The organism is Streptomyces sp. NPDC059256 (assembly GCF_042753785.1).
GTDB lineage: Bacteria > Actinomycetota > Actinomycetes > Streptomycetales > Streptomycetaceae > Streptomyces.
Map to the genome: position 1 here is coordinate 364,612 of NZ_JBHYZO010000007.1, position 22,493 is coordinate 387,104.

At 68.6% G+C, this 22,493-nt stretch carries 21 protein-coding genes and 1 pseudogene; 11 read left to right on the forward strand and 11 right to left on the reverse strand.

The genetic code is table 11. The features are described from left to right. The first annotated feature begins 104 nt into the window (after positions 1–104). Positions 105–1,121 carry a zinc-binding dehydrogenase gene (locus ACFXJL_RS19090; RefSeq protein ID WP_384693865.1) on the forward strand — a complete coding sequence of 339 codons (1,017 nt, stop codon included), beginning with the start codon at positions 105–107 and terminating at the stop codon, positions 1,119–1,121. A gap of 355 nt (positions 1,122–1,476) precedes the next feature. On the opposite strand, the gene ACFXJL_RS19095 is transcribed toward ACFXJL_RS19090, so the two are convergent. Continuing rightward, on the reverse strand, positions 1,477–1,860 hold the full coding sequence (locus ACFXJL_RS19095; protein WP_358879770.1) for a BlaI/MecI/CopY family transcriptional regulator: 384 nt from the start codon (positions 1,858–1,860) through the stop codon (positions 1,477–1,479). Between the two features lie 484 nt (positions 1,861–2,344). Here ACFXJL_RS19095 and ACFXJL_RS19100 point away from each other — a divergent pair, with 484 nt between their 5' ends. Beyond that, positions 2,345–3,124, forward strand: a complete 780-nt coding sequence (locus ACFXJL_RS19100) for a nucleotidyltransferase domain-containing protein (RefSeq protein ID WP_384693868.1) — start codon at positions 2,345–2,347, stop codon at positions 3,122–3,124. Between the two features lie 82 nt (positions 3,125–3,206). Here the strand turns inward: ACFXJL_RS19100 and ACFXJL_RS19105 are convergent, their stop codons facing one another. The 3 genes from ACFXJL_RS19105 to ACFXJL_RS19115 all read right to left on the reverse strand — a co-directional run bounded on the left by ACFXJL_RS19105 (position 3,207) and on the right by ACFXJL_RS19115 (position 5,895). Further along, positions 3,207–3,542 carry a hypothetical protein gene (locus ACFXJL_RS19105; protein WP_358879768.1) on the reverse strand — a complete coding sequence of 112 codons (336 nt, stop codon included), beginning with the start codon at positions 3,540–3,542 and terminating at the stop codon, positions 3,207–3,209. Further along, positions 3,539–4,084 (reverse strand): sigma-70 family RNA polymerase sigma factor, encoded by a 546-nt coding sequence (locus ACFXJL_RS19110; RefSeq protein WP_358879802.1) that lies wholly within the window; start codon positions 4,082–4,084, stop codon positions 3,539–3,541. The genes ACFXJL_RS19105 and ACFXJL_RS19110 overlap by 4 nt, the downstream gene beginning before the upstream one ends. A gap of 245 nt (positions 4,085–4,329) precedes the next feature. Next, positions 4,330–5,895, reverse strand: a complete 1,566-nt coding sequence (locus ACFXJL_RS19115; protein WP_358879767.1) for a sodium:solute symporter — start codon at positions 5,893–5,895, stop codon at positions 4,330–4,332. A 201-nt stretch (positions 5,896–6,096) separates the two neighbouring features. On the opposite strand from ACFXJL_RS19115, the gene ACFXJL_RS19120 reads away from it, so the two are divergent. The 3 genes from ACFXJL_RS19120 (at position 6,097) to ACFXJL_RS19130 (ending at position 8,766) form a co-directional block, all read left to right on the forward strand. Further along, entirely contained in the window at positions 6,097–6,336 is a 240-nt protein-coding gene (locus ACFXJL_RS19120) for a DUF3311 domain-containing protein (RefSeq protein WP_384641487.1), read from the forward strand. Between the two features lie 97 nt (positions 6,337–6,433). Continuing rightward, positions 6,434–8,554, forward strand: a complete 2,121-nt coding sequence (locus tag ACFXJL_RS19125; RefSeq protein WP_384693873.1) for a carbon starvation CstA family protein — start codon at positions 6,434–6,436, stop codon at positions 8,552–8,554. Next, the gene (locus ACFXJL_RS19130; RefSeq protein ID WP_384641493.1) at positions 8,551–8,766 is read left to right on the forward strand and encodes a YbdD/YjiX family protein; all 216 of its coding nucleotides are present in this window, start codon (positions 8,551–8,553) and stop codon (positions 8,764–8,766) included. Before ACFXJL_RS19125 ends, ACFXJL_RS19130 begins: the two co-directional genes overlap by 4 nt. 64 nt (positions 8,767–8,830) lie before the next feature. Here the strand turns inward: ACFXJL_RS19130 and ACFXJL_RS19135 are convergent, their stop codons facing one another. The 3 genes from ACFXJL_RS19135 to tgmA form a co-directional block, all read right to left on the reverse strand. After that, positions 8,831–9,286 carry a lamin tail domain-containing protein gene (locus ACFXJL_RS19135; RefSeq protein ID WP_358879765.1) on the reverse strand — a complete coding sequence of 152 codons (456 nt, stop codon included), beginning with the start codon at positions 9,284–9,286 and terminating at the stop codon, positions 8,831–8,833. Between the two features lie 277 nt (positions 9,287–9,563). Beyond that, positions 9,564–10,505 (reverse strand): ATP-grasp ribosomal peptide maturase, encoded by a 942-nt coding sequence (gene tgmB / locus ACFXJL_RS19140; RefSeq protein ID WP_358879764.1) that lies wholly within the window; start codon positions 10,503–10,505, stop codon positions 9,564–9,566. 13 nt (positions 10,506–10,518) lie between these two features. Further along, positions 10,519–10,710: a putative ATP-grasp-modified RiPP gene (tgmA, locus tag ACFXJL_RS19145; RefSeq protein WP_329013359.1), complete on the reverse strand. Its 192-nt coding sequence runs from the start codon at positions 10,708–10,710 to the stop codon at positions 10,519–10,521. Between the two features lie 502 nt (positions 10,711–11,212). Here tgmA and ACFXJL_RS19150 point away from each other — a divergent pair. Next, positions 11,213–11,854 carry an HD domain-containing protein gene (locus ACFXJL_RS19150; RefSeq protein WP_384693964.1) on the forward strand — a complete coding sequence of 214 codons (642 nt, stop codon included), beginning with the start codon at positions 11,213–11,215 and terminating at the stop codon, positions 11,852–11,854. A 152-nt stretch (positions 11,855–12,006) separates the two neighbouring features. On the opposite strand, the gene ACFXJL_RS19155 is transcribed toward ACFXJL_RS19150, so the two are convergent. Genes ACFXJL_RS19155 through ACFXJL_RS19170 form a run of 4 tightly spaced genes read right to left on the reverse strand, consistent with a single transcriptional unit; the run spans position 12,007 to position 17,973 of the window. Next, entirely contained in the window at positions 12,007–13,278 is a 1,272-nt protein-coding gene (locus tag ACFXJL_RS19155) for a type III PLP-dependent enzyme (RefSeq protein WP_384693878.1), read from the reverse strand. Beyond that, positions 13,275–15,029 carry an IucA/IucC family protein gene (locus ACFXJL_RS19160; protein WP_384693880.1) on the reverse strand — a complete coding sequence of 585 codons (1,755 nt, stop codon included), beginning with the start codon at positions 15,027–15,029 and terminating at the stop codon, positions 13,275–13,277. Before ACFXJL_RS19160 ends, ACFXJL_RS19155 begins: the two co-directional genes overlap by 4 nt. Further along, positions 15,026–16,750 carry an IucA/IucC family protein gene (locus tag ACFXJL_RS19165; protein WP_384693967.1) on the reverse strand — a complete coding sequence of 575 codons (1,725 nt, stop codon included), beginning with the start codon at positions 16,748–16,750 and terminating at the stop codon, positions 15,026–15,028. Before ACFXJL_RS19165 ends, ACFXJL_RS19160 begins: the two co-directional genes overlap by 4 nt. A 32-nt stretch (positions 16,751–16,782) precedes the next feature. Continuing rightward, on the reverse strand, positions 16,783–17,973 hold the full coding sequence (locus tag ACFXJL_RS19170; RefSeq protein WP_384693883.1) for an acetyl-CoA carboxylase biotin carboxylase subunit family protein: 1,191 nt from the start codon (positions 17,971–17,973) through the stop codon (positions 16,783–16,785). A 281-nt stretch (positions 17,974–18,254) separates the two neighbouring features. Here ACFXJL_RS19170 and ACFXJL_RS19175 point away from each other — a divergent pair, with 281 nt between their 5' ends. The 5 genes and pseudogenes from ACFXJL_RS19175 to ACFXJL_RS19195 all read left to right on the forward strand — a co-directional run bounded on the left by ACFXJL_RS19175 (position 18,255) and on the right by ACFXJL_RS19195 (position 22,359). Continuing rightward, positions 18,255–19,115, forward strand: a complete 861-nt coding sequence (locus tag ACFXJL_RS19175) for a (2Fe-2S)-binding protein (RefSeq protein WP_384641506.1) — start codon at positions 18,255–18,257, stop codon at positions 19,113–19,115. 1 nt (position 19,116) lies between these two features. Further along, a pseudogene (locus ACFXJL_RS19180) lies at positions 19,117–19,476 on the forward strand (cation:proton antiporter); the annotation flags it as partial. A 186-nt stretch (positions 19,477–19,662) separates the two neighbouring features. After that, on the forward strand, positions 19,663–20,775 hold the full coding sequence (locus ACFXJL_RS19185) for a serine hydrolase domain-containing protein (RefSeq protein ID WP_358879759.1): 1,113 nt from the start codon (positions 19,663–19,665) through the stop codon (positions 20,773–20,775). 165 nt (positions 20,776–20,940) lie between these two features. After that, the gene (locus ACFXJL_RS19190) at positions 20,941–21,171 is read left to right on the forward strand and encodes a DUF6296 family protein (protein WP_329013381.1); all 231 of its coding nucleotides are present in this window, start codon (positions 20,941–20,943) and stop codon (positions 21,169–21,171) included. Positions 21,172–21,627: 456 nt separating this feature from the next. Then, positions 21,628–22,359 carry a DUF2470 domain-containing protein gene (locus ACFXJL_RS19195; protein ID WP_358879758.1) on the forward strand — a complete coding sequence of 244 codons (732 nt, stop codon included), beginning with the start codon at positions 21,628–21,630 and terminating at the stop codon, positions 22,357–22,359. Positions 22,360–22,493: the final 134 nt, after the last annotated feature.

Here is a 22,493-nt window from a genome sequence, read left to right on the forward strand (position 1 = left end):
GATGGACGCTACGGCCATCGGTGGCGTGTCGAGACGGTGCAGTCCCCGCGATCGGCGCACACCGGGTGACGATGGGGGCCGCCGTGACCCCTGGGGAGCATGTGATGGAACAGACCATGCGGGCCGTCGTCCTCGACGAGCCCGGACCTGCGGACCAGTTGCATCTGAGGGTGCTGCCGCTGCCCGATCCACCGCAGGGCTGGGTACGCATCGCCGTCCGGGCCTTCGGGCTCAACCGATCGGAACTACACACCCGGCTCGGGCTGGCACAGGGGGTGACCTTCCCCCGAGTGCTGGGCATCGAGGCCGTGGGAGTCGTGGACCACGACCCGGACGGGGTGTGGGCGGCCGGTCAGCAGGTCGTCACCATGATGGGCGGGATGGGGAGGAGCTACGACGGGGGGTACGCCGAGTACACCGTGGTTCCGCGCTCGCAGATCATCCCCTTCCGCTCGGCGCTGCCCTGGGAGGTGATCGGGGCGGTCCCCGAGACACTCCAGACCGCCCACGGATCGCTCACGACGGGGCTCGATCTCCAGCGGGGACACACGTTGCTGATCCGCGGCGGAACGTCCGCCCTGGGTTTGGCGGCGACCGCGCTCGCCAAGGACTTCGGCGCGACCGTACTGGCCACCACGCGTAATCCGGCACGCACCACAGCACTGCGCGAGCACGGCGTGGACCACCCGCTCGTCGATGACGGGGCCCTGGCGGAGCAGGTGAGGGCGTTGGTGCCCCCGGGGGTCGATGCCGCGCTGGAGCTCGTCGGCACTCCCACGCTGCCGGACACCTTGGCCGCCACACGCGTCCACGGCACGGTCTGCTTCACCGGCATGCTCTCGAACAAATGGACGGTGAAGGACTTCTATCCGATCGACTATCTGCCGCGCGGGGTGCGTCTGACCGCCTACGCGGGCGAGGCGGGCGACCTGCCCGCCGATGTCCTCCAGCGCAGCTTGGACCGGATCGAGTCCGGAGAGCTCTCCCTCGGCCCGGTGCATGTGTACGAGTTCGATGACATCAGAACGGCCCACCAGGACCTGGAGCAGGGCCGAAGGGCGGGAAAACTGGTCGTGCGCGTCGGCGAGCGGGGCCCGGAAGGCACTGAAAACACCATCTGACGCAACGCCGAAGGAAGACTCCCTACTCAGACTCCCCACTCAGACCTATGCATCACCGATACGGCAGTGGCTGAATCTACCTACAGAAGCCGTTCAACAGGCGCCGCTTCACCGCCCGTTTTCCCAGCGCCCGACCATCTGTCGCTAGGTCAAACAGGCGAGATTTCATCCATCGACTTCAAGGGGGCTCCCCAGAGAGAAAGCCCCTCACGAGGGAAGAAACTCCAACGCTGTCCTCAACCACCGCATTCCGGTCCCCCACGACAGCTATTCGCCTCAGACCGCGGGGTATCAAACCCACGGGACCGAACAGTTTCAGCCTCTTGATCCAAGCCCATCTCCCAGAGGGCAGCATCTATTTCTCGCCAGGAGCACCCTCCCGCACTTCGATGGCGCGCAGGGCACTGTCAAAAGCTTCCCGCTGCTGGGGCGACATCATCGCAACGAAGGAGACCACCGCCGCCTGAGGGCTGTCGCTCTTCGACCATGCCTCCCTCATCAGGGTGGCTGCGTAGTCAGCCCTGGTCGAGACCGGGCTGTAGCGAAATGCCCGCCCTTCGAGCTCCCTGCGGAGCCAGCCCTTCTGGTGCACCTTGTCCATCACGGTCATGACGGTCGTGTACGCGATGGACCGGTCCCGTTGAAGATCTTCCAGGACCTCCCGAACCGTAACGGGGCGGTTCCAGCGCCACACGCGGGTCATCACCGCGTCTTCCAGCTCTCCCAACTGGCCTTTCACACCGCCCAGCCTAGGGAATCGACGGAGCGCACCCAAGCTATTACCGGTTCTGCGCCCCAACCGCCCACGGGCCTTTCTCGTGAATGTCGAAGTGAGTCGCGAAGAAACCCTTGGTGCCTTGGGGCACGAGGCCCAACCGACCCCGGACCCGGCTTTCACTGGAATCCACAACTGCGCGTCGGCTTCGGTTCCTTCATGGAGAGGACGATGGGGGGCTCCGATCCTGGCCCGATTCGACACGGACGTAGGGAAACCTCCCGCATAAAACACCGCGCCCCTGTCTTCAAGCGCCGGGAGAAATGCGCCCGACTCCACGAAGATCGCCCGCTCTCTCATCGAGCCCGTTCCGACAATCGGTCGAGGTGCCTCGACCGCAGTGATCACTCCGTGGTAACAACGGAAGCGGCCGGCACGACATCAGCCGCCCTCGGCACAGCATGGGGCTGCAACGCGTCCGTGCACATCCCGACCGAGAGGTTTACCGGTGGCAGACCACGACCCCAGCACCGCACTCCTGCTCGACCGATTCATCGGCGAGGTGGTCGACCTCCTGTCACCGGTTGCGATCTGGGCCCACGGCTCCCTCGGCGGGGGCGACTACCAGCCGGGCAGCAGCGACATCGATCTGATCGCCGTTCTCGACGGGCGGTGCACCCCGGAGCAATCAGGCAGTCTCGACCTCCTCCACCGCAGACTCGTCGAGGAGGTCCCGCTCGCGGCAAAGCTGCACTGTGGCTATCTCTCCCGGACCGAGTTGACCGATGTCCGCATCGAGCATCTGACCTGGGCCCATCAGGAGTTGTTCCACCGAACGGTGACACCGGTGACCCGAAGGGAACTCCATCTCTTCGGGGTGGTTCTGTACGGACCGTCACCCACCCAACTGCTCCCACCCATCACTCAGGACGCGTTGGCCGCGTTCCTCGTCGAGGAGATGCGGGGGCCCTGGCGGGAGGCATTGGCCAAGCCTCAACTGTGGCAGCAGGACGGCTGGGTCGACTTCGGGATGTTGGCACTGGCACGGGCGTCCGAGACCCTGAAGTCCGGACGACTGATCACCAAGGCCGAGGCCATCGAACTGCTCGTCGACGAGTGGGACGCACCCGCCGAGGTCGTCGCGGACATCAGGGCCCGTCGCTATGGCACCCCGGCCCCCGCGACACCCGAGTGGATCGCCCGCCGAGCACGACTCACGACCGAGTTCCTCCACCGCGCGTTGGAGAGCGCCACGACGGAGCACAACGGAGTCGCCCCTTCGGCATGAGGCGCCGTAGGGGCGAGCGGTGGCCATGCCGGCCCTGCCCGGCCCGTATCTGGCAGCAGTCGGGGGTACGGCACCCGGTTCCTCAAGGCCCTCCCGTGGTACCCGGTAGGGCCGGTGCGAACGGAACAGTCGCCGGCGAAGTCGGAACCGGTGGGCGATCGTCGTGGAAGATTCCGGGGGAACCCGGCGGCGCCGAGTTCAGCACCCACAGCCCGGCGAGGGTGGCCAGGGTGAAGACCACGGTCACCAGGAGCGTCAGGACCAGACGTCGGCGGCGCTCACGGCGCTGCCACTCGCCCCGCGCCGTACGGTACGCGTCGGGGGCGGGATGGACCTGTCCCGCGAGGGCCTCCATCGCCTCCCGCAGTTGCCTCTCGGTGCCGGGGATGTTCATCGGCTCGGTGTCCTGGCCGCTCATCGACGGTTCTCCATCACCTGAGTCAGTGCGGCGATGCCGCGCGCGGTGTGCGTCTTGACCGAACCCGCTGAGATCCCCATGGCCTTGGCGATCTCGCCCTCCTTGAGCCCCATCCAGTGGCGCAGGACGAGTGCCTCCCGCTGCCGCGGCGGCAGCTTCTGCAAGGCCACGATCAGTGCCTGCTGGTCATCGTGGAGCAGGGCCGTGTATTCGGCCGAGGCCACCGGTTCGGCCAACGGGGTCTCGGCGTGCTTGCGGACGATCTGTAGGTGGCGTATCCGCATGCGCGTCAGATTGCAGACGACGGACCGCAGATAGGACTCGGCCCGGTCGGCATCGCGCAGCTTGCGCCACTTCCGATAGATCTCGTAGTACGCCTCGGCGACGATGTTCTCCGGATCGTCCGCGCCGAGGAGCGCGGCAAGTCGGAGCATCGAGGTGTAGTGCAACTCGAAGAGGCGGGCGAGTGCGGCTTCCCGCTCCGGCTCGCCCGTGCCGTGGCGCGGGAGCGCTCGGGGATGGCGGGCGGAGGAGGGTGCCACGGCCGGCGGCTGACCTGGTGGACCCGTGTCCCGGTTTCGATCGGCAGCGTCGACCGTCTCCCCGCTCTGGGGCTGCGGTTGTCCGGGCAGCAGGCCCGGGACGCGCTCACCCCGTTCGTCGTGTGCGGACTTCCCGGCCGAGTCGGGCGCGGACATCGGATCGGCCACGGGCGCAGCAGCCTCCGGATCCACCGCCACCGCGGGTTCTGGTGGCAGGAGCGTGCGGGAGGCTCGCAAGGTCCGTCTCATGGGGAAGTCGTTCCCGTCTCGGGCCGGGGCCGAACTGATGGCCCTGTGGACAGTGAAGTGGCATCCGGCCCCTGAGGAACGCCCCTCCACCGCAGCAGGGCGGTTCCCGCTGCGGCGACGACCAGATTGAGGATCAGGGCCGCGAGCCCGGCATAGATTTCGACGGTGTGGCCGCTCGGGCCGAGCGGTATGACGGGCGAGAATCCCTCCCGTACGACCATGACGGTACCGAAGCCCATGCCCAGGGCCCAGCCCACGAGCAGTGCGCGGTCATGGAGCCAACGTGTGTACAGGCCGATGGCCACGGCCGGGAAGATCTGGAGGATCCAGACGCCTCCGAGGAGTTGCAGGTTGATGGCCGCCTGATCGCGCAGGCCGAAGACGAAGGCGATCGCGCCCACCTTGGCGGTGAGCGAGACCGCCTGGGCTATCCGGACCTGGCGCTTGGGCGTCGCCGTCGGGTGGACGTATTCGACGTACACATTGCGGACGAACGAGGTCGCGGCGGCCACGGACATCACCGCGGCCGGAACGAGGGCTCCCACGGTGATGGCCCCGAACACCAGACCCGCCAGCGGGGCCGGCATCATCCCGCCGACCAGCATCGGCACGGCGGATTCCGCATTGCCCGCCGGGGTGCGCACCCCGGCAGCGATGGCGGCGACGCCCAGGAGTCCGAAGAGGGCGAGGACCGCGGTCCAGGCGGGGAGCGCCACACAGACCCGCCGCAAGGTGGTGGGCCCCGCTGCGGCGAACCCCGCGGTGAGCACATGCGGGTACATCAGCAGGGCCAGCGCCGATCCGAGTGCGAGAGTCGCGAACGCGGGCTGCTGGTCCGGGGCGAGGAGCAGGGAGGCTCCGGGCGAGCCCTGTTCGCCGAGCCGGTCGGCAGCCCGGCTGAACACCGCGCCAGGCCCGCCGAGTCCATCGAGCACCAGCCACACCATCGCCAGTACGGAGGCGAAGACGGCGACGCCCTTGAAAGCGGAGATGACCGTCGGGGCGCGCAATCCGTACCGATAGGTGGCGACCGCGAGTCCGGCGAAGAGGACGACCATCGCCAGATCGACCGCGAAGGCGTCCGAGGTGTCCATGCCGCCGGCGTTCAGGACGGCACGGATACCGAGGAGTTGCAGGGCCAGGTAGGGCATGGTGGCGAGGATGCCGGTGAGGGCGACGACGAGGGCCAGCAGTCGGGAGCCGTACCGGCCGTGGACGAAGTCGGCCACGGTGATGTAGCCGTGCTCCCGGGCGACGGACCAGAGCCGGGGAAGGAGGACGAAGGCGAGCGGGCAGACGATGACCGTGTAGGGGACGGCGAAGAACGCGGGCGCGCCGTTCCCGTAGGCGAGACCGGGAACCGCGGTGAAGGTGTAGGCGGTGAAGACGGTCCCGCCCAGGAGGAGCCAGGTCCATCCGGTGCCCAGGCTCCGGTCGGCGAGCGCCCAGCCCTCCAGCGAGGGCAGCGTGTCGCGGACATGGAAGCGTCGGGCCCACGCCGCCAGCAGCGACACCGCGCCGATGACGGCGAGGAACGCCGCGGCCACGGCACCTTCGGTCATCGTTCACCGTCCGTGCTGTTCGCTGCGCGCGATGCGCCTGGGCTGTCGTCCGGCCGCTCGGGAAGCACGTCCGGTCCGAGGGAGAGCAATTCCACGGTCAAGTTCGTGTGTACTCCGTGTCAACCAAACCGCTCGGACCGGCAACTCTTCCACAGACCGGCGGAAAACAGGGACGGACAGCCGACAACGACGGAGGAACCCTTGACGGAAAGCATCCACCCACCACGGCGCGACGGCCCGGGCAGGGTCCGCCGCACGGTGGCAGGCGTGTGCCTCATCGTCCCTGTCATCGCCCTCCTGTGGGTGCCCTGGTACGCACAGGACCGGCCTCGCCTGGCCGGAGTCCCGTTCTTCTACTGGTACCAGCTCGCCTGGGTACCGGGTTGCACCCTGGTGCTGCTCGTCGCGCACCTCCTGACGCGGCGGCGTTCGGATCCATGACCTGACGCCCGCCGTCCGGCGCCGCGCCGTCCCCTTCCCCCGGCGCGGCCCACCCGGTTCCTCGTGCTGATGTGCCACCCCCACCGTAAGGAGCACTGTGTCCCGGTCAACCACGCCCCTGTCCCGGGCGAATCCGAAGTCGATCCTCATCTGGGCGACCGTCGCCGTCGTCGGAGCCCTGTGCTGGGGTGTGCTCGCCCTCTCGCGCGGCGAGGAGATCTCGGCCGTCTGGCTGGTCGGCGCCGCCCTGGGCTCGTACGCCATCGCCTACCGCTTCTACTCGCGGTTCATCGTGACGCGTGTGCTGCGGCCCGATGACACCCGGGCGACGCCGGCTGAGCGACTGGAAGACGGGGTGGACTACCAGCCCACCGATCGACGGGTGTTGCTGGGGCACCACTTCGCCGCCATCGCCGGTGCCGGGCCGCTGGTCGGTCCGGTCCTCGCGATCCAGATGGGCTATCTGCCCGGCACGATCTGGATCGTGTTCGGGGTGATCTTCGCCGGTGCCGTCCAGGACATGGTCGTGCTGTTCCTGTCGATGCGGCGGGACGGCAAGAGCCTCGGCCAGATGGCTCGGGACGAGATCGGCAAGGTGGGTGGCGCCGCCGCGTTGATCGCCGTGTTCATCATCATGATCATCCTGCTGGCGGTGCTCGCGCTGGTCGTGGTGAACGCACTGGCCCACTCGCCCTGGGGCACCTTCTCGGTGGCCATGACCATCCCGATCGCCCTGTTCATGGGGTTCTATCTGCATGTCATGCGGCCGGGGCGGGTGTTGGAGACCAGCCTCATCGGCGTCGTACTGCTCCTGTTGGCGATCGTGGCGGGCGGCTGGATCCAGAACTCCTCCCTTGCCGACACCTTCACGCTGTCCCCGACCACTCTGGTGTTCTGCCTGGTCGGCTACGGCTTCATCGCGTCGGTCCTTCCGGTGTGGATGCTCCTGGCGCCGCGTGACTACCTCTCCACCTTTATGAAGATCGGGACGATCGCGCTGCTGGCGGTCGGTGTGGTGGTCGCTGCTCCGGTCCTGAAGGCGGAGCCGGTGAGCACGTTCGCATCGGCGGGTGACGGTCCGGTCTTCGCGGGTTCCCTGTTCCCCTTCTTGTTCATCACCATCGCCTGCGGTGCCCTCTCCGGCTTCCATTCGCTGGTCTCCTCCGGGACCACGCCGAAGCTGATCGAGAAGGAGTCCCAGGTCCGCATGATCGGCTACGGCGCCATGCTGATGGAGTCGTTCGTGGCCGTGATGGCGCTGATCGCCGCGGCGGTGCTCGACCCGGGCCTCTACTACGCGATGAACGCCCCGGCGGGTGTGCTGGGCACCACGGTCGAGTCGGCGTCCCAAGCCGTGGCCAATCTGGGCTTCACCATCTCGCCCGGGGAACTGGCCGCGGCGGCGAAGGCGGTGGAGGAGAGCACCCTGGTCGCGAGGACCGGCGGGGCACCGACCCTCGCGGTCGGCATGTCACAGATCTTCTCCGATGTCATCGGGGGCGAGGGCATGAAGGCGTTCTGGTACCACTTCGCCATCATGTTCGAGGCCCTGTTCATCCTGACGACCGTCGACGCCGGTACCCGTGTCGGCCGGTTCATGCTCCAGGACATGCTGGGCAACGTCTGGAAGCCCCTGGGCCGGGTCCACTGGAAGCCCGGCATCTGGCTCGCGAGCGCGGTGGTCGTGGCCGGCTGGGGGTACTTCCTCTACGCCGGAGCCACCGACCCGCTGGGCGGCATCAACCAGCTCTTCCCGCTGTTCGGCATCGCCAACCAGCTGTTGGCCGCCGTAGCCCTGACCGTGGCGACCACGGTACTGATCAAGTCAGGGCGGTTCCGCTGGGCCTGGGTGACGGGTGTGCCGCTCGCCTTCACGGTGGCGGTCACATTCACGGCGAGTTGGCAGAAGGTCTTCTCGGACGATCCCCGGGTCGGATTCTTCGCCCAACGGGACCGGTACGCGGATGCGATCGACGCGGGAACCGTGCTGCCACCGGCCAAGGGCATGGACGACATGCACACCATCGTGACCAACTCCACCGTCGACGGCGTACTGATCGTCCTCTTCGTGGTGCTGGTGACGACGGTCATCGTCAACGCGACGCTGGTGTGCGTGCGCACCCTGCGCTCTCCCACCCCGCCGCCGACGACCGAGACGCCCTATGTCGCCTCCCGGCTCGACGCGCCCGCCGTGGAGATGGTCGGAGGACGGGAGTGAGGGGCCGGCTGCGCTCCCTGTTCCACACCGCCCAACGCACACTGGGCGGGGTGCACTGGTATCTCCAGGAACTGACCGGGGAGACGGCCTACGAGCGGCACTGCGCCCGCCACCGCAAGAAGCATCCGCTGGTACCGGCGCCGACTCGGCGGGAGTTCCAACGGATGCGCGCCCGACGCCGAGAGGCGGAACCGGGGTCGGGCTGCTGCTGAACGGTGAACGGGATCGGGTGCCCGTCCGATCGAGCGGACGGGCGCCCTCCCCATGACTGGGCGGTCAGCAGTTCTTGTAGTCGACCCGGGTGGAGTTGTACGAGCAGGCGTCGACCTTGGCGCCGGACGCCTTCTTCAGCGTGGCCGTGTCCTTGTCGTTGTTCCAGACATAGGCCGCGCGCCCCTGGAAGCGGTTGGTGGCGCTGTTGGTGCCCTTGCCGGTCCGGACGGTGACCGTCTTGCCCTTGCCCAGGGTGTAGCTACCGAAGACGTACTTGTGGTTCGCTGCGTCGGTGAGCGTCCACCCCTTCAGATTGACGGCGTACTTGGTGGTGTTGCGGATCTGCACCCACTCGCCGTTCAGGCTGGAGTTGGTCCGGGTGTCGGAACCCGGGCTGTCGTAGTAGACCTTGTACAGATGAACCGATCCCGTGGCCGCCTGCGCGGTCGAGGGCAGCAGGACGAGCCCGCCGAGACACGCCGTGGCGGCGGCAACGGCGATGGTACGGGTCTGAAGCATGAGCATCCTCGTGAACTCAGGCCGGGCACCCCCCACATTCGGGCCCGGCGAGGCGCTCAGAGTAAGCCATGATCACTCGAAGTGAAGAATCTTTGCAGAATGTGAGGGACTCGCATAGGCGAGGCTGTGGTCCAGACCCAGCGGATCGCCGTCATCGCACCGGTGGGTCCGGGCCGCGACCATCGCGGGTTCGACCGTGCGCACCCCCGCGTCGGCCGTCGACGGCGCGGGAGCACTCACCGGAGTCCGGGCCACGCCGTGGGACGGCATTCGACCATCACGCGGAGATTTCCTCGCCCGGAGCGCCCAACCAGGCCGCGACCGCATCCGCAACGGGCTGCTCGGTCTCCAGTTCGATGAAGCCGAACTGGCCGCCCTGGTTGCACTCCAGGAACCACCAGGTCCCCTCCGAGTCCTCGGCGAAGTCGAACGCACCATAGGCGAGCCCGGCGAGTTCCTTGTACCGGGCCACCGCCCGTGCCACCCGACCCGGCACCTCGATCGGTCGCCAGGTGTGCTCGGTGTCGCCGTACCGCCCGTCCACCTGTCCCGGCTCGGCGACCTTCCGCGCGGCGAAGGACTCGGCACCGACGCTGGTGAGCCGGATGTCGGCGCTCTTGGCGATGTAGCGCTGGAACAGGGTGGGTGCGGCGGCGACACCGGAGAAGTCCGCGTCCTGAGGCACGAGGCTGGTGGGCAGCGCCATGGGCGGATCGCTGGGCGGCTTCCCCGACACCGCCTTCACCACGACGTGCCGGTACTGGTCGGCGAACTGTCGGGCGACCCGGGGGTATGTGGTGACGACGGTCGCGGGCACGGGGAACCCGCTGCGATGCGCCAGCCGCAATTGCCAGGGTTTGAGACGCGCCTTGGCCGCGGCCGACGGATCGTTCATCCAACGCGCCTGGGTGCACTCCAGCATCCCGTAGAGCGCCTGGCCGCTCTCGGCCGACAGCCAGGCCGACGGTTCGGGCGCATGGGCCGCGGGTTCACCGGGTCGACGGACCCAGATCGACCGCAGCCCATCCATGCTCACCACGCGTCCGCCCATCGACAGATAGCCACGGAACTCCCCCCGTACGTACTCCGCGGAAAGCGTGGCTTCACCCGGCAGGTCGACGGGATCGAACCGGACCAGAGGGACGCCTCGCTTGTGGAGTTGCGCCACCACCATGTCCGCCGTCACGTCCTGCTCGCAGGTCAGGATCAACACCGTCATCGTGCAGCGCGGTTCAGTCGTCGAAGTGGGTGGCGGAGCCGGCTGTGGACGTGGTGGTGCCGACCGCCGCCAGCAGCGCCCTGTCCATGATGGCGGGGCGGCCGTCCGGGAGGACGTTCAACTGAAGGGTGGAGTCATACGAGTACTGGTCGATGACAGGCGCCAGTTCTGCCGGACGTGCGTAGTTCCACGCGAACGGTTTCATGGTTTCTCCCTGGCCCACACGGGACTGTTCCGTGGCCACTGCGTGGCCTCATGAGAGCAATACGTGGAGTCGATGTAGTTGACTCATCACATTCCGTCATATTGCCTATCCTGGCTACCAGTCGGACGTCCCCGATCCGAGCAGCCGTATATGCATATGGCGAACACACCCACACTTGCGGGTCGTTGACGTATTCCTGGCACTTATAGAGACGTTCGAAGTGGCTATTCCGTGCACCCGAACAGAGAGTGATGTCCGTCACCATTTGCCTCACGGGCCCCGCAGAACACGGCCAACCCGAATATCACGACAGTCATCCCACCCTTTGGTGAACACAGCGTGATAAGTCGCTGTCGATCAGTGAGTCGTCCGCGCAAACCGGCCCCCGGACCCGGAAGCTGGGATTCGGGTACCCGGTCGCAAGGCCGGTACTCCCCCCGATCCCAGCGACCCGTACGGCCCGGCTCGCCACCCGCCCGTACATGGAAAGGAAGTGACCTCCGTGCCGGCAGACCTCCACCCGACCGTGCCGGTCCCGGACACCGGCCTCGCCCGAGAGGCGACCGAGCTGGTCCGCGACACCACCGACTCCCTCATCTACCACCATTCGCGCCGCGTCTACTTCTTCGGCGGACTCCAAGGCCGCAACCGCGGCCTCTCCTTCGACCCCGAACTCCTCTACATCGGGGCCATGTTCCACGATCTCGGCCTGGGCGAGCGATTCCATGCCAGCGGCAGACGCTTCGAGGTGGACGGCGCGGATGAGGCCCGCAGATTCCTCCAAAGTCACCAGGTACCCGAGGACAGCATCCGACGGGTGTGGACAGCCATCGCCCTGCACACCACACCGGGCATTCCCGAGTTCATGGAACCGGAGGTCGCTCTCGTCACTGCGGGTGTTGAATACGATGTGCTCGGTATCGGATATCACGAGATCACCGATACGGAGCGTGCAGCTATCGTCGCTCTCCATCCTCGCCCGGACTTCAAACGAAGGATCCTGGGGGCCTTCACCGAAGGAATCCGACCAAGACCGGAGACCACGTTCGGAAATGTGAAGGCGGATGTCCTCGCACACTACGAGCCGGGCTTCGAACGCGGCGATTTCGTCGCGACCATCCTGGACTCCCCATGGCCTGAGTGACCGAGGGGTTTCATGGCGGGCCGGGGTGCCTGCCTGTTGCGGGCCGGGGTCCCCTCGCTTGGGCCGTGCCGGCTCTGGGCTCGCGCCCGGCCTCCGCCCCCTCCTCCCTCCTGGTCGACCGCAACCTACGGCTACGACAACGGCAACGGCCGCTAGCGGATGACGGTCTGTCGCGTCGTCAACTGTTCGGATGACCGCTCTGTCCCGGCGGCCATGGTCTCCTCGTCAGCGGGGAGGAAGAGGAACCCCGGGCGGGGGTGCATCAGGAACTCATGGTGGGAGATGTTCCAGGCGTACGCGCCCGCCATGGCGAAGACGACCCGGTCCCCGGTGCGCAGGCCGGGTGCCGCCACGTTCCGCGCAAGAACGTCCTTGGGCGTGCACAACTGCCCGACCAGGGTGACGGGCCCCTGACCGACGGTCGACCGCGGCCAGGGATGCGGCCAGTCGTCGACGGCCAGCACTTCGCAGGGCTGGTCGTGCCCCTTGGTGGCAGGGGTGCGCAAGTGGTGGGTGCCCCCGCGCAGGACTGCGAACTCCTCTCCGTGACTGTGCTTCACATCGAGCACCTCCGTGGCGTACCAGCCGCAGTAGGCGGTCAGGGCCCGCCCGGGCTCGATCCGTACGGTCAGTCCCGGGTGACGCCCGATCAACGAGGCGAGGCCCCGACCGTAGGCGTGCCAGTCGAAGCGGTCCTGTGGTCGGGCGTAGTCGACCGTCATGCCCCCGCCGACGTTGACCTCGTACAGCACGAGATCGTGCCGGGCCATGAGCCGTGCGGACCAGTCCACCACCGCCTCGGCGACGGCCAACTGTTCGGGAGCCGTCAGTCCACTGGCCAGGTGCGCGTGCACTCCGCGCAGTTCCAGCTGCGGGTGCTGCTCGACCAGGCTACGGACCACTGCGTCCGCCTCCGCAGGGTCGATCCCGAAGGGTGTGGGGCGCCCGCCCATCGCCAAGGCGCTGTTCTCCAGTGCGTGTTGGGCGACGGAGAGGTTGAACCGGAGCAGAACGGCGATGCTCTCGCCGGGAACGATACGAGCGGCGAGATCGGCCAGCATCCGCAGGTCGTGGACGCTCTCCACATGGAACCGCTCGGTACCCAGTCGCAGGGCCGAACTGATCTCGGCCGGCGTCTTGCCCGGTCCGCCGAACGCCAGGGGAGCCCCGGGCACGCAGTCGCGCACATGGGCGAGCTCCCCGCCCGACGAGACCTCGAAGCCGTCGGTCCAGCGGGCCAGTTCGGTCAGGATCGGGGCGTCCGGATTGGCCTTGGCCGCGTAGTAGATCTCCACGCCGGAGGGGAGCGCGGACCTCACGGCCCGGGCGTGCTCGCGCAGCGCGCCGAGGTCGTAGACGTAGGCGGGCAGGGCATCGGCGGGCAGGGCGCGCACCCGTGCCCGTACGGAGGGTGGGGTGGTCATCGCGTACTCCAATCGGCGTTGGCGCGGATCGCCTCGAAGAGAACCTCCTCCGCCAAGGGGGACGGCAGCCGTACGTAACCGGCCTCCCGGTCCGCCGAACGCTCCCACCGCGCCAGCAGATTGGCCTTGGCCGGCAGGGGGACACCGGCGAGGAGGGCCCTCAGCCGCGGTGGGCAGCCGTGCTCGTCGGCGTAGTGGACGATGGTCTGCCGGACCTGGGCCCACAGGGCCGCCTCGGTCTGCGGATGGAGGTCCGCGAGCGCGGCGAGGACTTCCGAGATGTGGTTGACCAGCAGGCAGTAGACCACCCGGTCCCAACCGCGGCGGGCGTCGTAGGTCATCGGCTCCGCGACCGCGCAGGGCAGCGCGGCGAGGGCAGCACCGTGGTGTTCGGGTAGGAGCTTGGTGCCCTCCAGGTCGCGGAAGAGTACCTGTGCCGGCCTGCCGTCGGCGCCCACGCACACGATGACGTTCTGGAGGTGGGGTTCGAGGACGAGTCCGTGGTCGAAGTAGGCGGCCAGTACGGGCGGGACGAGGAGCGCCAGGTACTCCCGCCACCATTCCAGGGCGGCCGTGGGACCGCTGCCGACCAGGCGGGAGATCTGGGCCGGGCCGGAGCGGTACTCGTCGGCGACCGCGGCGGCAAGGAGCGGGGTGGTGCCCGGCAGGAGCCGCGATCCCAGCCCCTCGCGCACGATCACGCCGAAGCCTTCCAGCAGGGCGAGGTCGGGTCGGCCGTCGGGGCCGGGCAACGCGATGCTGCGGTACGCGGGTTCCCGCAGCATCCCGGCGCGGGGAAAGCGGGCCGCCAGGTCGTCGAAGGCGGGGGCGAGGAGCCGGGTGAGGGCGACGGCACCGGAGAGTTCGTAGTGGGAGTTCTTCCGTACGCAGTTGGTGATGCGGACGTTGAGGCTGAACTTGAGGAAGGCATGGCCGTCGTAGAGGGTCCGTACGGACGCGGTGGGGGTGAACGCCCGTTTGCCGGGACCCAGGTCGAGGATGTCGCCGCGGTCGAGTGCGGCGCGCACCTCGGGTCGGTTGCGCAGGTGTTCGTACTGCCAGGGGTGCGTCGGCAGCAGGCGGTAGCCCTCGGGAACGGGGTGGAGGCGGTCCAGGAGGTCGGCGGCGCCCGGCTCTGCTGCCTCCTCGGCGATGAAGCGGGCGCGGACGGCGAGCATGCGCAAGGGGAAGCATGCACCCGCCTCGGGGGCGTAGGTGGCCCAGGCCCGTTGGTCGCCTCCATGAGCCTTCGGGGTGGGGTGGAAGCGGTGGCCGAGCAGGAGGGACTGTTCGGAGGCGAGATACCGGGTGAGCGGGTCGTCATCGGCGGCGGGCGGCGGGGGAACGTGCCGGGTCAGCGCGGCGTCAACCGCCCGGTGGCTGGCTGCGACCTGATCGAGGAACTCGTCGTTGCGTGCGCCGGTGCGCAGGGAGAGTTCGGCGTGGGTGTGTTCCGCCAGTTGCTGCCAGTCCAGGACGGACCAGTTCTCTCCCGACTGGGCCTGGACCGGCCCGGTGAAGCGGTGTGCGCCGAGGAGCGAAGTGCGACGCAGGGCCACCCGGAGCAGCACCCCGCGCCGGGGCAGCCGTACCAGCAGGTGCCCGTCGATGACGGCGGTCTGGTGCTCCGGTCCTGACACCTCCCGGAGGAGGCAGTTGAGGAGGGTGTGGGCCACGGCCTCGTCAGCGGTGGGCATGCCGTCGGGCGGCCCGGCCGGTGTCGGGGGTCGATCGGGCGTGGTACTTGTCATGGCCGCACACTCCTTGGCGCCAGGTAGTTGGGGCCGGTGCCGTAGTGCTTGTTGATGTCCGTTGCCCCTGATCTTTCCTTGGCGAGCAGGGTGCCCGCCGTGACCATGGCCTTGATGGGCAGTTGCGCCGCATCGAGGACATGGGTGCGCAGCAGGGCGCCGGGTTGTCCCGGACCGGTGCCGAGCCGATCCGCTGCTTCGCCGAGTCGGTCGCGTACGAGGGTGAGCAGCCGGTCGAGCGGTGCGTGTCCGTGTCGTGCGAGGCCGAAGGCGTAGGCCCCCGCGCAGAGGTGGACGGTGATGGTGGTGAACAGGTCGAGTATCGGCGTGTCGCTGTCGGTGTGGATGCGCGGGTCGTCGAAGTCCGGGCCGTCCTGACCGAGGGCGGCCCGCAGCCGGGCGGTGTGGATGCGGGGGCCGTCGTTGTCCTTGAACAGCAGGCGCAGCCTGGTCCGCCCGTGTGGCGCGTCCAACAGGAGGGAGACGTTCTGCTGGTGCGACTCCAGGGCGATGCCGTATCCGATGAGGGTGGTCTGCCAGTCGAACAGCAGGGTGAGGAGGGCGTCGAGGAGGGCGAGCGTGTCACCTCGGTAGAAGTGGTCGGCGAGGTCCCCGATGACGAGCCCTCCGTCGGGGGCGGGGGCGAGGAGCGCGGCGAGGGGCACAACAGCGGTGTCGTCGAGTCGGGCGGGCAACCGCCGCACGAGGACGGCAAGGAGTTCATGGCCGGCGTGGGCGAACTGTGTCTCGTCGGTGTGCAGGATGGTGTGGCTGAAGCGTGGCTCCCTCGCGATCACGCTCTCCAGAAGGCGTTGACCTGCTACGCCGTCGATGAGGGTGCCGGGCTTGATGGTGCGCCGGTTGAGACGGCCGAGGGTGGCGGTCGCGAGCGGCAGTTTGAGGTGGATGCCGGGGGTGGCGGTCAGTGCGACGGTCCGCATGGAGAGCGTGGGCACGGCCTCCAACCGTGCCAGGGGGGCGAGGGCCGCCCGTCCTTCCACGCCCATGGAGCGCAGGGCTCCGCGCAGTTGCTCACCGACGGTGAGCGGGTGGAGGGGGAGACAGATGTGCGTGCGGTCGCTGGCTTCGGGCAGCCCGACCGCGGAGGGCGCGGGAAAGATCTCGGGGAGCGTGCCGTGCGTGGTGATGGCCTCCCGGGGCAGGGCGAGCCAGCGCAGCGGGAAGCGGGGGTGGAACTCGGGGGCGTAACGGCGCAGATCGGTTTCGGTCAGATGGGCGCGGCCCCGCCCGGTCGGGTACACGGGGTGGTCGAGACGGGCGGCGAGCGTGTCGAAGGCGAGGGCTGCGGTGGGTCCCCTCCACTGGGTGGCCGGCCTTGGCCCGTAGCGGGTGACCAGCGCGGCGGTGATCTCCTGGCGGGAGGCCATGTGGAGTCTCTTGGCGCGCTCGGCCTGCCGGACTTCGGTGGCGAACGCGGTGAAGCCGGCACGGTCCCGGGGGTCCGCATGTGCGGCGAGGGCGGCGAGTATGTCGTCGGCGCGGGTCAGTTCCCGGCCGTCGTCCTCGCGCCGGAGCAGGGGCAGCCTGGCCTCGGTGCGGCTCTGGTAGCCGGGTGCGCTGTGCTGGACGGGCAGCAAGAGGGCGCCCTGGTCGGTGGTGGCGAGCCGCAGCCAGCTGCCGTCCGGTCCGCTCACGGTGGTGGTGCGGCTCCGCAGCCCTGCCACGTCTTCGCGCAGCAGGGAGTTGAGGACTTGGAGCATCAGGTCTTCGTCGATGTCCGTGCGGGTCACGGTCACGGGGTGATCTCCCAGCTCTGCCGGGCGAGGAAGTCGTCCACGGCCCGGTCGACGGCTGTCCGGTCCGTACCGATGGCACGGACGATGCCGAGGATGTCTCGGTTGGTGTGGTGGAGTGGGTGGTGCTCGCCGGGTCGGCGGGTCGGGCGGTAGGTCAGTCGGACGCCGTCGGCGGTGAAGTCGGTCGGGCCGGGCGCCGCTGTCAGGGTGCCGGCCCGGTCGGCGCACGGATAGGCGAGGGTGGCCTCGCCGTCGGCCCGGGCCCCGAGGTCGGGGGGCAGGCTCTGGCCGAGATGGGTGCGCAGCACATGGTCGAAGTACGGTATGCCGAGGAGGTCGGCGAGCAGTAGGTCGCATTGGTCGCCGATGGCACGGTAGTTGACTTCGATCAGGCGCACCCGTCCCTCGTGGACGACGAACTCGGTGTGGCAGGCGCCGAAGCCGACTCCCAGGGTGGCGAGCTGAGCGAGCACCTGCTCGGTGATCGGCTGCGCATGGGCGCCGACGAACGTCAGGCGCTCCTCTATGAAGTAGGGGAGCGGGGAGAGCTCGGTGTGGAAGCCGCCGATGATGTGCAGGCGCTCGCCGTCGCCGAGGGTCTCCAGGGTGTAGAGCTCACCGGGGAGGTACTCCTCCGCCACGAGGGTGGCACCGGGTCGGCGGATGCGGACGGCTCCCGCGTGATGGACGAGGCCGTCGTGGTCCTCGACCCGGACCACGTCCTCGCTGGCCACTCCTTCGCGCGGTTTGAGCACACAGGGGTACGGGATGCCGAGGGGGGCCGGGTCCGTGAGGTCCTGGCCGGGGGGCAGTTCGACGGAGCGGACGGTGCAGACGCCCGCGGCGGCGAGACGACGCCGCATCTGGGCCTTGTCCTTGGTGCGCAGCGCGGTCTGCCAACTCTTGCCGGGCAGTCCGAAGAACTCTGCGGCCAGGGCCGTCTGGGTCTGGAGGTGATCGCTGTTGCTGAAGACCGCGTCGGGGGTGCGGTGGGTGGAGATCCTGGTGATGACCGCGTGGTGGTCACGGACGTCGCATTCCAGGACCTCCGTCTCGGGATGACGCTCGCGGTGCGCCTGGGGCTGGTCCGTCAGCACGGTGACACTGAGGCCGAGCCGTTGTGCGGCGGGGAGGAAGCCCTCGGAGACCGAATCGGTGGGATTGAGGGCGAGCACATACATCTGCATGGGTGAAATACTTCCGCGCGCACATTCGCTGGGCATGGGACAGACCGTAAACAGGCAGGAAACCACCGGAGCGATTCCGTCGGCGGACACCCCGGCCATGGAAGAACTCCCTGGTCGCAGCGGCCTGACCGGGCCGGATCACCAGAGGTGAGCTTAGGTTAGGCATCCCTAAGAATGCCAATTCCCTGTGTTGCGGCACCCGTTGGCAAAAGCATACGAGTGATAAGGCTAAGGTGAGCCTTACCTTCCTCTCGCTCGTTCCCGCTCCTTGAGGAGTACCCGTGACTTTGGCCCCGGCGCTAGCGCCTGCCGGAGCTGCCCTCAGCTGCTCCACTCTGCTGGCATCCTCCTATGCACGGCTGTCAGCCCTGTGCGAGGCGCTGCACGTGGAGATCACTCCGCCCCACACGCCAGCCGCTCAGGGCTGGATCGACGGTGCCGAGTTGGCCTGCCGCACCGATCTGCTCGATGCCTTCCTCGATGCCGAAGCCTGCCGCATCCACGAGCGGTACGACCACCTGGCCCGGCCCGATGTGGTGGCGTCCCGTGCGCTGCACAGCTATCTCTGGTCCGCCTGCCTGCTGATCAGCGGCCCCTGGTACTTGGAGCGCCGAGTGCCACGACTGCGGCCCGACGCAGTGCGCGTCAGCCGAACGAGTGATGCTCTCGCGGTGGTCCCGGGCAGTTTCTGCTGTCTGCCGGACGACCCCGCCTCGGGATTGCCCGGCGTCAAGGTGGTCGCGACCGAGGCGGCCCTGCGCGATGAGTTGCGGGCATCGGTGGCCGACCACGTCCGGCCGCTGCTGGCGGCCATCGCCCCGCGCTTGCGGCGCGGGCCCCGAAGCCTGTGGGGCATGGTCGGTGACGACCTCGTCTCGGGGATCTGGTACCTCGGACGGATGCTGGGCGACGAGGAGCGCGGCGTGCGCGAAGCCGGCGAGGTGCTGCCGGGCCCCGTTGGACCGTTTCTCGGCGGTGCCGGATTTCGACGGCTCCAGGGCAGTGACGGGCAGTCATATCCCACCCGTACCCGCATGGGTTGTTGCCTCTACTACACGATCCGACCCGCCGAAGCGTGCGCCACCTGCCCACGGACCAGTGACGCGGAGCGGTTGCGACGGCTGGAAGAGACCACCTCGTAGCATCGAGTTCGATCTCGACGCCCAGCTCTCCGGTGGCCGTGGGCTGGTGCTGCTCCCGGTGTTCCTGGTGCTCTTCCTGATGGTCCGCGGACTGCCGGTGTGGGCCCTGGCACCGCACGACCTGTCCAGGACCGACCGCAGGGCGCTGGTGCTGTACGCGTCCGCCTGTCTATCCCTGGTCGTCGCCATCACCGCGATCGGGCTCGACGAGAAGGCCATCGATTCGGGCGAGGCGGCGGCTCTGGTCGGCGCCGCCATGGTGTCCGTCCTGGCCTTTCTCCTGCTCGCCCTACGACGGCGCGCACGGGAGGGCAAGGCGTCGGCCTCCGCTCGGCATGCCCCGGAGACCGAAAGTTGTTGAAGGGCGGGCGAGTTAGGAAGTCGTCGAACCGTCACTCCGTTGGTCCTGCACGAAGGCCCGGCCGTGCGAACCAACCGTGGGAGAAGGAGCGGCCATGTCCGATGAGTTTTCCCCGGCCCGGCCGTCAACCCCTTCGAAACGACATTCGACGACCTAGGCACCACCCCGCGCCATGAGGAGACATCCGTGAGCGACATCCAGAAGAGACTGCAAGAAGCTGCCGACCGCCTCGTGGACTCCGGCACCGAACGGGGCCTGCAGATCGCCGTGTACCGACACGGTGAGCAGTTGGCCGACGTCGTGGCGGGCGTCGCCGATCCGAAGACCGGGCGGATGGTGGAGCCTGCGACCGTGTTCTACACCTACTCCATGGGCAAGGCGGCCACGGCGACAGTGGCGCACATGCTCGTGGAGCGCGGCCTGTTCACCTATGACACGCCCGTCGCCGAGCTCTGGCCCGAGTTCGCGGCGCACGGCAAGGGTGCCGTGACGGTGCGGCACGTACTGACCCATACGGCCGGAGTGCCCGGGCTGCCGCTGGACACCACCCACGAGGACATCTGCGACTGGGACGCGATCTGTGCGACCGTCGCGGACTCCCGTCTGTGGTGGGAGCCCGGCACGGCGATGGGCTACCACGCCTACACCTTCGGCTATCTGATCGGGGAGATCGTCCGCCGGGCCACCGGCAAGCCGATCTCCCAGGTACTGCGCGAGGAGATCGCCGAGCCGCTCGGCGTGGCGGATGAGCTCTACTTCGGAATGCCGGTGAGTGAGCACGGGCGGCTCGCCCCCTTGGAGGACATGCCGGGCGCATCCGAGATGATGGCCTCGCTCCCGCCGGACCTGCCGATGCTCAAGGCCGGCCCTCTCTCCCTCTTTCCGACGGCCGATCTGGGCAATCGCACCGATGTGCTCGCCGCTGACATCCCGGCCGGCGGCAAGACGTCGGCGCGCGCCATGGCCCGTATGTACGCGGCCCTGCTCGACGAGGTGTCGGGCGTACGGCTGTTGTCCCCGGAACGACTGCGGGAAGTCACCGCAACCGCCTACAGCGGGCAGGACCGGGTGTTCGGCATGGATTCCGCCTGGGGCCTCGGGTACTCGATCGGCCTGCCGCAAGGTGCTGCGAGCAGCCCGAGCGTGTTCGCGATGGGAGGCGCCGGCGGCACCTTCGCGTACGGGGACACGGCGACCGGCGTCTCGTTCGCCTTCACCAAGAACCGTCTGACCCAGGACTTCTCGACCGCGGAGGCGCTGGCCGCCCTGGTTCAGGAATCGTTCCCCGCGGGCGGGTGAGCCCCGCAGGTCAGACGGGCTGCGCAACGCCTCGCCGAGTGGAGCTCCCGCGGGGCTCACCCTGCGTCGCGTTCGGCCACCTCCGCGTCAGCCCGTCGGGCGGTGCCCTGCCACCTGGGGCACGATGGAAGGGGGCGAAGCCCCTGCGCCCGCCAGGAGGCCCCAATGGAGTACGCGGAGAGCTACGAGCTGATGTTCCAGGCATCGGCCGCTGAGGACGATGTGGTGATCGTCCGACGCACCGAGAGGGCCGGTGCCGGGGGATTTCCCATCTACGAGGACGACACGGGCATCGTGCGCGCCGAGATCAGCGATCAGGGTGAGGTGCGGATGTTGGCGAGCGGGGGTCACCAGGCCCCCGGGATGCCGGTGTCGATTCGGCCGCTTGGGGTGTGACGCACCTGATGGCCGCGCCGGGGATCGTGGCGCGCCGAGGGCGGACGGAGCAGGAATGCACAGTGAGCGGTGGTCCCATCCCGGACGGTGGGGACCACCGCTACGGCGTGGTCCCTGAACTGGACTGAGTCGAACTGGCGTCGAGGCCCCGAGGCAGCGAACTCCCGACCGTCGAACACCGCCGGTTGCCACCCTTGCGGTCCGCCGTGTCGTCTGGCACGAGCGATCGGCGCCTGCGAGCCTGGCTCTCCCACGGACGAGCGATGTGCGCTCCGGAGTCTTGATCACTGAGTGGGGGCGAGGTCGCCGGACACCGCTACGCCGCAGGTCCAAGGCGGTGCACCGGACGCTTGGCACGAGCGCCGGTGAACGCGACACGCTTCGCGGGCTTGGCGACAACACACGATAGGGCTTAGGTTAGGCAAACCTAAGTTCCCTCGATGTGTGGAGTTCTGGATGCGCCGCCTGTTCAACGCCCCGCTCGCGCAGCCGACGAGCGCGGAACGAATCCGGTCGATCCTGACAGCCGCGGACTCGATGACGGTGGTCACCGACGAAGGGCGTACCGAGGTCTCCCGACTGGACGGATCAGGCGTCGCCGAACACATCCACCTCCACCCGGCACTCTCCCGCCAGTGGGAGGCGGACACGGACTCCCCCGCGGATGGCCCCGTCCGCGCCAGCTTGGAGTTCACGGACATCGCCCCCACACCGGTCCGCGATCGCGTACGTGCCCGGGTCCTGCTCGCGGGCTGGATGCTGGACTCCGCCGAGCACTCGGCCCCCAACGGAAGCCGCTGCATGGAGTTCGCCCACGCCGTGCTGGAACGGGACGGCGAGCGGGTCACGGTCAGCCTCGACGAACTCATGGAAGCGGACACCGACCCCCTGGCCACGTGCGAGGCCAGCATGCTCACCCATCTTCTCGACGACCACGGGGACGTCGTCGAACTGCTCCTGCGCCTCGTGAAGCCCCGACTGACCCTCGGCGCCCGCCGTGCGCTCCCCGTAGCCATCGATCGCTACGGGATCACCCTGCGACTGGAGTACGCGGACACGTACGCGGACGCCCGCCTACCGTTCCCGGCACCGGTCAAGGAGGTCGACCAGGCGGGCGTGCGCATCCATTCCCTGCTCAACATGGCGCGCCACCGCACATCGCGGAACTGGCTGCTGAGCGACTCCTAGACCACTTCCGGAGGACGCATCCCGGCCCGCAAGCCGGTGCCAGAGGGCCGAGAGTCAAAGACCCGCCGGCACCAGCCGTGGAGCGATCGATGGCCTACTCGCGACTCATGCCCGGTGCCACTCCCCCGCCCGCG